This is a genomic window from Blautia sp. BIOML-A1 (assembly GCF_009883055.1).
GTDB lineage: Bacteria > Bacillota > Clostridia > Lachnospirales > Lachnospiraceae > Blautia_A.
In genome coordinates this window covers 14,621-28,905 of record NZ_WWVR01000006.1, presented here as the reverse complement: position 1 = coordinate 28,905, position 14,285 = coordinate 14,621, and the positions used below count along the sequence as shown (strand labels likewise).

14 protein-coding genes are annotated in these 14,285 nt (G+C 43.3%); all 14 read right to left on the bottom strand.

Going from position 1 to position 14,285, the window contains the following annotated elements; translation table 11 throughout:
- Positions 1-11 precede the first annotated feature (11 nt).
- Positions 12-1,163 (bottom strand): alanyl-tRNA editing protein, encoded by a 1,152-nt coding sequence (locus tag GT674_RS04475; protein ID WP_161284624.1) that lies wholly within the window; start codon positions 1,161-1,163, stop codon positions 12-14.
- Between the two features lie 137 nt (positions 1,164-1,300).
- A complete protein-coding gene (locus GT674_RS04470; RefSeq protein ID WP_161284623.1) occupies positions 1,301-2,788 on the bottom strand; it encodes a glycoside hydrolase family 32 protein in 1,488 nt (495 codons plus the stop codon).
- Positions 2,789-2,910: 122 nt separating this feature from the next.
- Positions 2,911-3,759 (bottom strand): carbohydrate ABC transporter permease, encoded by an 849-nt coding sequence (locus GT674_RS04465; RefSeq protein ID WP_192925980.1) that lies wholly within the window; start codon positions 3,757-3,759, stop codon positions 2,911-2,913.
- A gap of 17 nt (positions 3,760-3,776) precedes the next feature.
- Positions 3,777-4,682 carry a carbohydrate ABC transporter permease gene (locus tag GT674_RS04460; RefSeq protein WP_118252160.1) on the bottom strand — a complete coding sequence of 302 codons (906 nt, stop codon included), beginning with the start codon at positions 4,680-4,682 and terminating at the stop codon, positions 3,777-3,779.
- 86 nt (positions 4,683-4,768) lie between these two features.
- On the bottom strand, positions 4,769-6,082 hold the full coding sequence (locus tag GT674_RS04455; protein ID WP_227239553.1) for an ABC transporter substrate-binding protein: 1,314 nt from the start codon (positions 6,080-6,082) through the stop codon (positions 4,769-4,771).
- Positions 6,083-6,492: 410 nt separating this feature from the next.
- Positions 6,493-7,494 (bottom strand): LacI family DNA-binding transcriptional regulator, encoded by a 1,002-nt coding sequence (locus GT674_RS04450; RefSeq protein ID WP_161284622.1) that lies wholly within the window; start codon positions 7,492-7,494, stop codon positions 6,493-6,495.
- Positions 7,495-7,916: 422 nt separating this feature from the next.
- Positions 7,917-8,324: an ATP synthase F1 subunit epsilon gene (gene atpC / locus GT674_RS04445; RefSeq protein WP_022213962.1), complete on the bottom strand. Its 408-nt coding sequence runs from the start codon at positions 8,322-8,324 to the stop codon at positions 7,917-7,919.
- 12 nt (positions 8,325-8,336) lie between these two features.
- Positions 8,337-9,731 carry a F0F1 ATP synthase subunit beta gene (gene atpD, locus GT674_RS04440; RefSeq protein ID WP_161284621.1) on the bottom strand — a complete coding sequence of 465 codons (1,395 nt, stop codon included), beginning with the start codon at positions 9,729-9,731 and terminating at the stop codon, positions 8,337-8,339.
- Entirely contained in the window at positions 9,731-10,627 is an 897-nt protein-coding gene (gene atpG / locus GT674_RS04435) for an ATP synthase F1 subunit gamma (protein ID WP_161284620.1), read from the bottom strand. The genes atpD and atpG overlap by 1 nt, the downstream gene beginning before the upstream one ends.
- Before the next feature lie 27 nt (positions 10,628-10,654).
- The gene (gene atpA / locus GT674_RS04430; protein ID WP_173902431.1) at positions 10,655-12,169 is read right to left on the bottom strand and encodes a F0F1 ATP synthase subunit alpha; all 1,515 of its coding nucleotides are present in this window, start codon (positions 12,167-12,169) and stop codon (positions 10,655-10,657) included.
- Positions 12,170-12,174: 5 nt separating this feature from the next.
- Positions 12,175-12,678: an ATP synthase F1 subunit delta gene (gene atpH / locus GT674_RS04425; protein WP_161284618.1), complete on the bottom strand. Its 504-nt coding sequence runs from the start codon at positions 12,676-12,678 to the stop codon at positions 12,175-12,177.
- Complete coding sequence (gene atpF, locus GT674_RS04420; protein ID WP_022213957.1) at positions 12,659-13,159, bottom strand: F0F1 ATP synthase subunit B; 501 nt, start codon at positions 13,157-13,159, stop codon at positions 12,659-12,661. The genes atpH and atpF overlap by 20 nt, the downstream gene beginning before the upstream one ends.
- 40 nt (positions 13,160-13,199) lie before the next feature.
- Positions 13,200-13,424 (bottom strand): ATP synthase F0 subunit C, encoded by a 225-nt coding sequence (atpE, locus tag GT674_RS04415; RefSeq protein WP_015540752.1) that lies wholly within the window; start codon positions 13,422-13,424, stop codon positions 13,200-13,202.
- Positions 13,425-13,464: 40 nt separating this feature from the next.
- Positions 13,465-14,130 carry a F0F1 ATP synthase subunit A gene (locus tag GT674_RS04410; protein WP_022213956.1) on the bottom strand — a complete coding sequence of 222 codons (666 nt, stop codon included), beginning with the start codon at positions 14,128-14,130 and terminating at the stop codon, positions 13,465-13,467.
- Positions 14,131-14,285: the final 155 nt, after the last annotated feature.

Here is a 14,285-nt window from a genome sequence, read left to right as displayed (position 1 = left end):
TATCCTACCTCTTACTGGCGGAAAAATCCGCGGATTTCTTCCTCAGATGCCTTCACTGAACCCTGTACAAAGAATGGTTTTCCGCCACCTCTTCCATTCAGCGCTGCATTCATTTCTTTTGTGAACTGACGAAGATCACCATTTAGTTCTCCCATGGCATACTTATAGCTGCCGTCTTCCCCCTTTGAGAATACCGCACAGCAGCCGGAGCATGTCTGCATAACAGCGTCTGCCATTCTGCGAACCTGATCTGACTCCAGTCCGTCATGGAATAGAAGGACACTTCCCTCATCTTCCCATCTCTTTGCCTCTGTCGCACAAAGTTCATCTACCATATGACTGACTTTACCTTTGAGCCGGAAATTTTCATCCTGCAGCCGGGCTACCGCTGCCGCTGTCTCGCCTGTTTTTGCAGAAAGCTTCACGGAAATCTGATGATTCTGGTCATCTATCATATTCAGGTAATCCATGACACGTTTTCCACAGATCATGGTCATGCGGATTCCTTCATGGAAATTTTCTACGGAAAGGATCTTGACCGCACCGATCTCTCCTGTATGTGTGACATGCGTTCCACAACATGCACAGAGATCAGAACCCGGGAAACGCACAAGACGCACCTGACCGGTAAGTTCCTTTTTGCTTCTGTAGGACAGTTTTTCCAGTTCTTCTTTTGGCGGATAAAAAATTTCTACCGGAGTGTTCTCCCATATTTTCTGATTTGTCTCCGCCTCAATCTCAGCAAGCTGTGTCTCTGTCAGAACCCCGCTGAAATCTACTGTGATCACATCACTGCTCATATGAAATCCCACATTGTCATATCCATATGCCTCATGCACCAGTCCACTGACAATATGCTCTCCGGAATGCTGCTGCATCAGATCAAACCTTCTGGCCCAGTCAATTTTTCCTGTTACCTTGCTTCCGGTTTCCAGCGGTTTCTCTGTATAATGAACAATCTCACTTCCCTTTTCCTGTACATCCACAACGGAAATTCCATTTATGGTACCAAGGTCACATGGCTGGCCGCCGCCTTCCGGATAAAAGGCTGTCTGATCCAGAACAACCTCATATCCTCTGTCAGTCTCCCTGCATTCCAGAACCTCTGCAGTAAATTCCTTCTGATATACATCCTCATAATACAGCTTTCTTGTCTCACTCATTCTGCTGTCCTTCTTTCTGTAAATTTATCCGGGAAAATCCCCGTTTGTCTGCCTTTCAGTATAGCACAGCTTCTCCTTTATGAACAGAAAAAAGACAGGCGCGCTTAATGCTTACGCCTGTCTTTTGGGAGGTTTTATCAGAAAACAAGGTTATACTTGTCAATACTGATCTCTGCTTTACCTTCTGCTGCAAAAGTGATCTGATTTGCGTCCTGCGGGGTAAACAGAACCATTGTTGCAGTCTGGCTTCCATCGTTGATAAAGATTTCCACACTGAATTTGTCCATAAGGATTCTCAATGTCACTTCTCCATCTACCGGTTTCACCCGAATATCTCTGCTGTGGAGGATGTCGTAGAGATATCCGCTTCTGCTTCTGTCAATATTCAGAATTTCTTCTGCCGGATCATAGGTAATATATGAAGAATAGGTATCATCTGCTGCAAGTTTAATTGTAAACTTATGGAGATCATCTGTCACCTTCAGTTTTACGGTCATATCAATAACGCGTCCGCTGATTCCATCCAGAGCTGTTTCTTCTGTGATTTCAACATTGTGATGCTCAACCAGTTCGCCACGATAATTTTCGATTTCTCTTACCGGCTGCTGGATCAGTTTTCCATCACGATAATTGATTTCTCTCGGAACTGTCATCTGTCCGAAATATTTCACTCCATCCGGAACAAACTTGGAATTCGGCCATGCCTGCATCCATGCGATCATGACACGACGTCCATCCGGAGTGAGCATACTCTGAGGAGCATAGAAATCAATTCCGCTGTCGAGAGGCTGTACATCCTCTCTTACAAATTCATGGGTTTCTTTGTTGTAGGTTCCCGTCAGATAGATAACGCTGTGTCCCACATGGAATTTGAGGTCTTCCGGAAGCATTGCCATCGGACTGACCACAAGGACATGTTTACCGTCAACTTCATAGAAGTCCGGACATTCCCACATCTTGCCAAGTCTGGCATCGCTGTGATCCAGAACCGTTACATATTCCCATTTGAAAGCATCCGGACTTCTGTAAAGAAGAATTCTGCTGTTTCCATCACCTGTCATATTGGAGATCACAGCATAAAAATAGCCATCGTCTTCCTTCCAGATCTTAGGATCACGGAAATCTACTTTACTTCCGCCTTCCGGAATATCATCTCCGGTAATGACCGGATTGTTTTCATATTTCTCATAATTGATACCATCACCCACAGCGATACACTGTGTCTGATGAGTCGGAAGCTCTCCGTTTGCCATCGGAGTATCGCCTACGAAGCCAACTCCAGTGTACATCAGAAGATGTCGTCCATCAGAAAGCTCCAGAGCACTTCCGGAAAAGCATCCAAAGTTATCATAGGATTCTTCCGGTGCCATAACTACCGGAAGTCTTTTCCATGCAAGCATATCTTTGCTGCTGAGATGTCCCCAGTGCATCGGACCCCATTCATTAGAATATGGATGGTACTGATAAAACAGATGGTATTCTCCATTGTAATAAGAAAATCCGTTTGGATCATTGATCCAGCCTGTACCACCAGTCACATGAAAAGAAGGACGTTCTTCCGGAGAAATTTTGCTCAACTGTTCCTGTTCAAATTCTCTGGCCTTCTGTAATTTCTCACTAATCATACATTCGTTCTCCTTATGGTAATATTCTGTAACTATTCAGAGGATAGTATCCCGCGAGGTTTTTTGCATGGTAACAAAAGACCCTGACATCATGGTTTCCTGTTTCTGATCCGAGTTAAAACTTAGCCTTTGATACCAGAAGATGCAATACCTTCTACATAGTATTTCTGCATGAAGATAAACATAATGATCATCGGGATCGCAGAGACAACCAGGGCTGCCATGATGGCACTGTAGTGCACCGGCTGGGTACCAAAAAATGACTGAACTGCAAGCTGGATCGTACGTTTATCCTCACCTGTCATAACGAGGAATGGCCACATAAAGTCATTCCAGTGTGCTACGAAATCAAGAATAAATACTGTAGCATACACAGTTTTGGAAATTGGCATAACAATCTGGAAGAAAGTTCTGATCGGACTGCAGCCATCAATTGCCGCTGCTTCAATCAGGTCATCCGGAACATCACAGAAGAACTGCCGGAACATATAAATTGAGAAGCATTTTGCAACAAAAGGAATAACAAGTGCAGCCAGTGTGTTTACCCAGCCAAGCTGAGACATTTCAATATAAAGCGGGAGCATGATAGCTTCCATCGGCAATACCATCAGTGCAATTACGAGATTCAGAACTGCACCTTTACCTTTGAACTCAAATTTAGCCAGTGCATAACCGCACATGGAGTTTACAAGAAGATCAAGAACCAGGATCAATGCAATATACAGAAGTGTATTCTTAAATACCAGTGGCATATTCAATCGTGAAAATACCTCTGCATAGTTACTCAAGGACGCCTGAACTGGTAAAAAAGTAGTCAGTGAATCCATATTTGCAAAAATCTTAGCCTCTGGCTTCAGTGATGCGGAAATCATCCAGATCAGAGGAGATACAAAGATGATACCGATGATAATATTTCCAAAATAGAACATAAATTTTCCAAATGTATTAGAAAACCTCATTGATTTTTTCATATTTATATCCTCCTTTCTCAGTCTGTTGCCGCAGTTACTTTCTTCATAGCCATAGACATACATACTACGATTACAAAGAATACAGCCGCGATCGAGCAGGCATAGCCAAAGTTACCCTTCTGGAAGCCCTGTGTATAAATATAGTATACAAGAGTCTTTGTGGAGTTTTTCGGTCCACCCTGTGTCATGATATATGGCTGTGTAAAGAGTTTCATTGCCTGGATCATAGTGATCATGATTACATATTTAATTGTTCCCTTCAGCCCAGGAATAGTGATATAAAGGAACTGTTTAAATTTTGTAGCACCGTCTACGGATGCTGCTTCGTACTGGTCTCTCGGGATTCCCTGAAGACCTGCCAGGAAGATCATCATCTGATAACCGGCGCCCTGCCATGCAGACATAAAGATGATAGAATTCATCGCTGTGCTTGCATCACTCAGGAACTTGATCGGGCTCATTCCCAGAGATACCAGAATGGAGTTGATAAGACCTGTGTTCGGGTTTGCATTGTAAAGTACAGACCACAGTACGGAGATAACTACCATAGAAGTAAGCTGTGGTGCAAAGTACATGGTACGGAAAACAGCCACTCCACGGAACTTCTTTGAAACCAGAAGTGCAAGTGCGAGTGCGAGTACACACTGACACGGAACAACAATTACAGTAAAGTACACTGTATTTTTTAATGCAAGCCAGAAGTTTTTGTCACTGAAAAGCTTCTGATAGTTTTCTAAACCAATAAATTTCATGGCATCAGGTCTCATGATCTGATATTTAAATCCTGAAAAATATACGGTATAGATCATAGGTACAACAAGAAATGCAATCAGAAGAATCACTGCCGGTGCTACAAAAATATATGCAGCCACTCTTTCATCACGTTTACGGCCGGAAAGCTTCTTTTTTTCTGCCTTTGCCATTGCCTTTCCCCCTTTTTCTTATCCAGAAAAAGCGAAGCCGCACCGCTTTTTTGCCGATGCGGCTTCGTTTTCATTTATTTGTTTTCTTATTCAGCGTAATATGTTTCGTAGTCTTCTGTAAATGTATCTACCACTGTATCAAATTCAGACTGAATATAATCTGTATCTGCTTCTTCATTACTTGCCGCATCAGAGAAGATGTTTGTCATTGCTTCTGCATATGCTGCGGAGAAAGTAGCATAGGAAGGAGTTCTTGGACGCGGAACTGCTGTGTTTTCAAGCTGATCTACGATAAGAGCTCTTGCACCTTCTTTGTACTCAGCCATTGCTTCTGTTTCATAAGCAGAAGAACGTGTTGCAGGTTTTGCAATTGCTGCTGCATAAGATGCTACGTTATCAGTATTCATCAGCCATGCCAGGAATTCACCTGCTGCATCTGCGTTCTCGCAGTCTTTGGAGATTGCTGCTGCCCAGTCACCACATGGGGAAACTGCTTTTTTAGTTTCAGCATTAACCGGATAATAAGTTACACCCCAGTCAAAATCAGCATTCTGTTCAAGTGTTGCGATTTCCCATGAACCACCGATCATTGTTGCACATGCACCATTGAGGAATTCATCTGTGATCGGTTCAACGTTTGCATATCCTTTAGCGATCAGATCTGCAAGCCATGCTGTTGTGTTTACTGCTTCTTCACTGTTCACATATCCATCGGCTTCTTTTCCATCTTCGCTGATATAATCTTTTCCAGCAGAAAGATACAGCGGTTCAAGAGCATATGGAAGTCCTTCGCCGTGGTCCATGATGATGTGTGTTCCTACATAATCATCTGTTGTACATTTTTCAGCAATCTCAGCAACTTCATCTGTTGTCAGAGGATTTTCGAGTGTACGGGAATCCAGATCATCTGTATCTACACCACATTCTTTGAGGTAATCTTTGTTGTAATAGAATGCTACGGAAGATTCTGTTGCACCTACAGCATATAATTTGCCATCATATGTATTCTGCGTCATTGAAGACTTTACGAAATCTGCTTTGTCTTCATCTGTAAAATAGTCATCCAGCGGAACTGTGATTCCATTAGCTGCATAATAGGAAACCTGCGGTCCGTCTACATAGAAGATATCCGGAAGATCGTTGGATGTAACTGCTGTAGCAATCTTGTTATCATACGCGTAAGAGTCTGAACGGTCAATTGCTTCACGACTTACCTGAATCTCAGGATGTTCTTCGTTCCATTCGGAAATTTTTTCTTTCCACCATGCTTCAATTGATTCTCTGTCTGTTGGACTCCAGATTGTGATGTTTGTCACGTCATCTGCGAATACCGGTACAGTTGTTGCTGCTCCTGAAACTGCAAGTGCTGCTGCCATTGCCAGACTAATGGTTTTTTTCATTTCTTAATCCTCCTTTAATGTTTATTTCCACCGCGCGAAAGGAAATATTTTAGAACTCGTTCCATATTCTCAAACAGCCGATTCTTATAAGTTTGTTCGAGAGGTTTTTGTGGAAGCCGTTCCATATCGTGTCTTTATCATACTTCCATGAAGTGTATTTGTCAACAGAATTTGATTAAAAACTCGTTTCCAAGCACAATTCCGTGCATTTTTATAATTTTAGCATTTTAATTTTGTGCATATTGTATATGTGTATATGTTATTTTTTTAACATAGTCTATTTAGCATACAAAAAACATGCAAAGCCATTTTAGAGCCTTGCATGTTTTAATATTTTGTCAGATTTTTTTGTTTAAATGCTGATATATTTTTCTTTTTATGCTATATTTTTTATGTTTTTTGTTTATATCTTATAATTTACCATCAATTTCAACCGGATAGGTACTTTGTCCCTGCCTTAATTCCACGGATAAAATCTGTCTGTGTGGAACGGGTTCCTTGTCTTCTATCAGATTTATGACACTTTTGGCACAGGTTTCTGCCAGAAATTTCACATTCTGACAAATAGCCGTTACCTCCGGATAGCAGATTCTGCTGACATCCATGCCATCATAAGTGATCACCTTGAGATCCTCCGGGACTCTTTTCCCTGCTTTGAGGGCAAGGTGCATATAGCAGAGTGCCGGCTGGTCAGCTGCAAATACACCATCTGCATCCGGATATTTCTCCATTGCCTCGGCTGCTGCATCCCAGTAAGACTGGTGATCAAACAGATTCCATTCCATGGTCAGATCCAGGACTTCCACTCCATGCTTCTTCAACGTCTCTTCAAATATGATATGTCTGTCATTTGCCGCTACATTCGGAGCAATACCAGTGATGTGGACGACCCTCTTACAGTTATTTTTCAGCATGATCTCTGCTGCCAGCTTACCACCATAAGCATGGTCAGACCCTAGCATAGGAATCTCCGGACCGAAATCCTGATCCAGTGCGACAATTGTACGCTTCCGGTTCACATATTCCTTCCAATGCAATGTATGTGCACCGGTAATGATTCCATCCACCATATTGCGGTCCAACATATTCAGATAGTCGCGTTCTCTGTTGCTGCTTCCTACTGTATTGCAGATCATCGCCTTGTAGCCTCTTTTATATAGAGCCACCTCTGTCTCTCGTGCAAATGAGGAGAAAAACGGATGATCCAGGTCAGGGATCAGAACGCCTATGATACCGGTTCGATTGCGAAACAGATTTCTTGCCAGTTCATTCGGCGTGTATTCCAGATCACTGATCGCCTGTTCAATTTTTTTGCGGGTATCAGCGGCAACATAACCACTGCCGTTTATTACTCTGGACACAGTACCGACCCCTACTCCGGCCTTCTGTGCCACATCTTTAATACTTGCCATACTTTTTAAGTTAACCTTTCTTATACTCTGTTGTCTGGTTACGATAGTTTATTGTAATTGTTCTGTCTCCTTACAGTTTTTCCACTTCAGACAACGAGTTCAAAACATTTCCAATCTTTTTCGCGGTAGATCATTACTGTTCATTCATCAACAGCAATATGAATTATTATCACGCAGAGTGACTCTGCAATTATAAGTAATGTGACAATTATAGCATAGCAGCATTTTCTTTACAATTATCATCCTGTAGGAAAAAACAGACATTTTTCAGCAACGTTACTGTTAACTCCGTTCGCAGTAACTTGGAAGCTAAAAAAGCAGGACCACATTCATTTCTGAATCGCAGTCCTGTTTTGCTGACTTTGGTTTGTAACTGTTCTCTGTTCACATCCCGTAACCGGTTCATGTCTTAGCAGTTACTTTTATATATTTTTGCTGACACGAAGTCTTGTCATCGCTCTTGCGAGTGCAGCCTGGCTTCTGTGATATTCCACAATGCTCTGTTTCTGACGCAGCTGCTCTTCCGCACGGTCTCTTGCCTCTTCTGCTCTGCGGATATCAATTTCTTCCGGACGTTCCACAGTCAGGCAGAACAGCTTTGCACGGTTGTTGATCATCTCAACAAAACCTGAACTTACCGCAACTGTCAGCCAGTTCCCTTCAGAATCCTCAAAGCGCATCTCACCCGGAACGATCGCACAGATCATATTGGCATGATGTGCCAGAAATTCCTTCTGTCCATCCTCGGCCGGGATGATCAGTGATTTGGCTCTTCCTGCAAAAAACTGTCTGTTGGCAGCATAAATTTCAAGTCCGAATGTACTTTCCATAAGCCTCACCCCTTATTCTTCTGATAAAGTTTTGGCTTTTTCGATTACTTCGTCAATGGTTCCTACATTGAAGAACGCATTTTCCGGATACTGATCCATCTCACCATCAATGATCATCTTGAATCCACGAATCGTTTCTTTGAGCGGAACATATTTACCAGGAATACCTGTAAAGTTCTCAGCTACATGGAATGGCTGGGACAGGAATTTCTGAATCTTTCTTGCACGGAATACCGTATTCTTATCCTCATCAGAAAGCTCTTCCATACCAAGGATTGCAATGATATCCTGGAGTTCTTTGTATTTCTGAAGGATTTCCTGTACTCTACGTGCAACTTCATAATGCTCCTCGCCGACTACATCAGCTTCCAGAATACGGGAAGTAGATTCCAGCGGATCAACAGCCGGATAAATACCCTGCTCTACGATCTTACGGGAAAGTACGGTAGTCGCATCCAGATGTGCAAACGTTGTTGCCGGAGCCGGATCAGTCAGGTCATCGGCAGGTACATATACGGCCTGTACAGAAGTTACAGAACCAGAAGTTGTAGAAGCGATACGCTCCTGAAGTTCACCCATCTCCGTTGCCAGTGTAGGTTGATAACCTACGGCAGACGGCATACGTCCGAGAAGTGCAGATACCTCAGAACCGGCCTGTACAAAACGGAAAATATTATCAATAAACAAAAGTACATCTCTGTGCTCTGTATCACGGAAATATTCAGCCATTGTAAGACCTGTTTCCGCAACACGCATACGGGATCCCGGTGGCTCATTCATCTGTCCGAACACTAAGGCTGTTTTCTCAAGAACACCGGATTCCTTCATTTCTGACCAGAGGTCGTTACCTTCACGGGAACGTTCTCCAACACCTGTAAAAATAGAATATCCGCCATGCTCTGTAGCGATATTCTGGATAAGTTCCTGGATCAGAACGGTTTTACCAACGCCGGCACCACCGAACAGACCAATCTTACCACCCTTTGCATAAGGAGCAAGAAGGTCGATGACCTTGATACCTGTCTCCAGGATCTCTACGGCCGGTTTCTGATCTTCGAAGCTTGGCGGATCCCTGTGGATCACCCAATGCTCTGCATCATCCAGAGCTTCTCCACCGTCAACTGTCTCTCCAAGAACATTAAAAAGTCTTCCAAGAGTGCAGTCTCCTACCGGAACCTTGATTCCACTTCCTGTGGCAACTACTTCTCTGTCTCTCTGAAGTCCCTCACTGGCGCTCAGCATAATGCAGCGAACCACATCATTTCCCAGATGCTGAGAAACTTCCATAACGCATTTCTTACCATTGTTTTCGACTTCAAGGGCGTCCTTGATATCCGGAAGATCGCCATTCTCAAAAACAACATCTACAACAGGTCCCATGACCTGTACAATCTTACCTTTACTCATTATCGTCCCTTCCTTTTCTGGGCCTTCGCACCACTGCAAACTTCTGTGATCTCCTGTGTGATTGCTGCCTGACGTGCACGGTTATACTGAATCGAAAGATCCTGAAGCATTTTCTTTGCACTGTCTGTAGAAGACTGCATGGCTGTCATTCTCGCATTGTTCTCACTTGCATATGCTTCTACAAGACAGCCGTAGATCACACCTGTCAGGTAATTAGGGATCATAATGTCCAGTACGCCGTCTGCCGAAGGAAACATCTCTATCTCCTCCTGATGAACGCTCACCGGAACCTCAAGTGGCGAAAAGTTCGTTTTCTTTAAAGGAAGAAGCTGCATATTTACTGGCTCCATCACAACTGCATTCTGCATCTGTGTATAGATGATATGCACCTCATCCACTTCTCTTTCCAGAAAGCTTCTTACAACTTCCTCACTGATCAATCTTGCACGATGCATGGTCGGCTTCTGTACGGTATAGCGGAAGCTTCCATCCATGTCCACATCTTTCTTGCCAAAATACTGACGACCGACCATACCAAGAACATACAGCTTATGATATCCAGGTGTAGATGCTATAAATTCTTCTGTCATTCTGGTAATATTATGGTTATAAGCACCTGCCATACCCTTGTCACCAGTTATCACTATGGTTGCTATCTTACGCTCTTCCTGCGGGATCAGATGACGCACGCTGAAGAACGGATGCTGGATATCCGGAATATGACGAAGGATTCTGGCGATCGCACCCTGCATATTATAGAAGTAAGGCTCTGTATCAGACAGTATCTTCTTGGCTTTTTTCATCTTGGAAGAGGAAATCATATACATGGCATTGGTAATCTTCATTGTGTCCTGGACACTGCTTATCCTGCTTTTTATTTCTCTTGCATTTGCCATAAGTTCCTCCTATGCAATATCTGCTTATTATTTTGCGGCTGCGCGATCCTTAAACTCATCTGCAGCCTGAAGGATCTTCTCTCCAAGTTCATCGCTTAAGACTTTCTTCTCATCAATCTCTTTGCCGATTTCAGGATATACATTATCAAAATATTCAAGCATATCCATCTGATATTTCTTCAAATGCTTCTTATCCACATGAACCAGCTTTTTGTGAGTCGCTGTCCACAGTGTGATAACCTGCTGGTGGAGAGAAAGTGGATTACACAGCGGCTGTTTCAGAAGTTCCATCAGACATCCACCGTAGGCAAGCTGTGCCTTGGTAGCATCATCCAGATCAGAACTGAACTGAGTAAAGACTTCCATCTCACGATACTGTGCCAGATCGATACGGATACTTCCGGATGCTTTCTTCATTGCCTTGGTCTGTGCTGCACCACCTACTCGGGATACAGAAAGACCTACATTGACAGCCGGTCTCATACCTGAGAAAAACAGATCACTCTCGAGGAAAATCTGTCCGTCTGTAATGGAAATTACGTTGGTAGGAATATAGGCAGATACATCACCCGCCTGTGTCTCGATGATTGGAAGTGCTGTGATAGAACCTCCGCCCAGTTTGTCACTCAGACGGCTGGAACGCTCCAGAAGTCTTGAATGAAGATAGAATACGTCACCAGGATATGCCTCACGTCCCGGAGAACGCTCCAGAAGCAGTGACAGTGCACGATATGCAACTGCATGCTTACTTAAATCATCATAAACAATAAGGACATCTTTTCCTTTGTACATAAAGTACTCAGCAAGAGCGGTTCCCGCATAAGGAGCGATATACTGAAGCGGTGCACAGTCACTTGCAGTTGAAGAAAATACGGTTGTATATTCCATAGCTCCATATTTCTCAAGGTTGGATACAACTTTGGCTACCGTAGATGCCTTCTGACCGATTGCCACATAAATACAGATCACATCCTTACCCTTCTGGTTCAGGATGGTATCGATTGCAAGGGAAGTCTTACCGGTCTGTCTGTCACCAATGATAAGTTCTCGCTGTCCTCGTCCGATTGGGAACATGGAATCAAGTGAAAGGATTCCTGTTTCCAGCGGTACATTTACGGATTTACGGTCAATAATTCCAGGTGCCGGATTCTCTACCGGGCGATAATCCTGTTCTTTGATATCACCTTTTCCGTCAATCGGGGCTCCAAGAGCATTAACGATTCGTCCAACGAAACCATCACCTACAGGTATACCTGCCTGTTTACCAGTTCTGGTTACTTTGGTTCCCTCCTTGATTCCGGTATCCTTACCAAACAGAATACATCCCATGCTGTTTGTACGGATATCCTGAACCATTCCCTTGAGTCCATTTTCAAATACTACAACCTCGCCATACATAGCGTGATCAATTCCATAAACAGTTGCAATTCCATCTCCTACGGAAATGACCGTTCCTACTTCCTGGTTCTGGCTGATTTCATCATAATTCTCTATTTCTTCTTTCAGAATGGAAATAATCTCATCTGGATTGATTGCACTCAACGTGTTCACCTCCGGGTCAATTTCTGTTCCAGCTTGCGGTAACGTCCCCGCAGGCTCCAGTCATATTCGCTTCCGCCCGCCAGAAGGACAAATCCTCCGATCAGGCTTTTATCTTCTATCATTTCTATTTCGGCTTTCTGCGCCCCAAATTCCCGGCATAAAAATGCTCTGATACCATCAAGCTGTGCATCCTTCGGTGCTGTTACATAACGCATGACTGCGTGTATGGTCTTCTCATGCTGTCGGCACAGTTCTTCGTAATCTTCAAAAATTTCCTCGATCAGATCAATTCTGTGATGCTTGCAGACGACCTTGATGAAACTCTTCATTTCCTCAGGGATCACTCTGTCGATCACTTTTTCCTTGATCTCAAATGGTACCAATGGGTTCTTCAGACTCTGTGCGAGTTCAGGAACCTCCCGGAATATTTCTTTTGTATTCTGTATGACCTTTCTGGAAACAGAAAGGTCATACAGAGTTTTTGCATAATTAACGGCGGTCACTGTCATCTGGATCACCTGCTTTTTCTATAAATTGGTCATACAAGGATAAATCCTGGTCTGCTCCACTGTTTTTACCAATAATTTTACCGGCAGCTTCCATAGCAAGAGAGGCAACATCATCTTTCATCTGACGCATAGCATTCTCGCGCTCTGTGTTGATGTCCTCCTGCGCTTTGGCAAGCATTGCAGATACCTTTGCCTGTGTATCTTCCACAGTTTTGTCTGCCTGTGCTTTGGCTTCTTTTCTGGCCTGCTCCATAATCTGGAAGGATTCTTCTCTGGCGGATTTCAACGCACCCTCATACTGTTCCTTAAGTGCCTTCGCCTGATCCTCCTGCTCCTTTGCTCCTGCAAACTGCTGATCGATCATAGCCTTTCTTACGTCCATCACTTTGATGATCGGTCCGAATAAAAACTTCTTCATCAATAAATAAAGAACTAACAGGTTGATGATCGTAAAGACAAGGTTGATGTCAATTTTTATCACCTGGTCCACCTGCCTCTCTGTATTTTTCGGTTCTTTATCATTAGCCCAGCATGATGATGATCAGAAGTCCGATTACGAAACCGTAAATAGCTGTTGCCTCGGCAAGGGCACAACCTAACAGCAGGTTCTTACTGATCTTGCTCTCTGCTTCCGGCTGTCTTGCGATAGCTTCAACTGCCTTGGAAGTTGCGATACCAATACCAATACCTGCTCCAATACCTGTAAGAACTGCGATAGCTGCTCCGATTGCTACTAATGTTGACATACTTTTTTCCTCCTGAATAGATATCAAATTTTCTTTTGCCTTACTCGATTGCTTCCTTGATGAACAAGGATGTTAAAAATACAAATACATAAGCCTGTATGAATCCGTCAAAGAAATCAAAATACAGACTGAACGGTATGGGAAGAATTGCCGGACATATAAATTCAAGCAATTTCATTACAACAAAGCTTCCCAGGACATTACCAAATAATCGCATACACAGAGATGTTGGTCTGATCGCAAGCTCCAGAATATTGATTGGAAGCATGATTGGCACAGGCTCTGCAAAGCTCTTAAGGAATCCCTTAAGTCCTCTCTTATGAAATCCTGCATATTCAATCAGAATAATGCTCATAAGCGACAATGCTATGGTAACATTCATGTCCTTCGTCGGTGGTGTAAACCCAAACACACCTGCTATATTGGCTATTCCAATGAAAATTACGGTTGACATCAGATAAGGGACATACCGTTTTCCCTCTTCTCCCAGAATTCCCACAAAGAAATCCTGGAGGAAACTTACTCCTGATTCCAGAAGAAGCTGTTTTTTGCCTGGATTCTCGACTTTAAGGTTTCGAACCAGTATCAGAGAAAGTATTACCAGAACGGCCATAATGACCCAGGTAACCGCGACGCTCTCTGCAATCGGTATTCCGCCGAACACTGGTATCGTAAACAATGTCTTGCTCTCAAGCTCTTCTGCCAATGTGGCTGATAAATTCCCCGTCTTTCTCCCTCCTTTTCTCCGACCGAACCAACATATTGGTCATACCGGTCTGTCATTTGATGCCTTTATTTTACGCTTTGTCAAAAAAAAGTCAATATCCATTCTAACTGTTTTGTACAAGAAGTTTTTCGTAT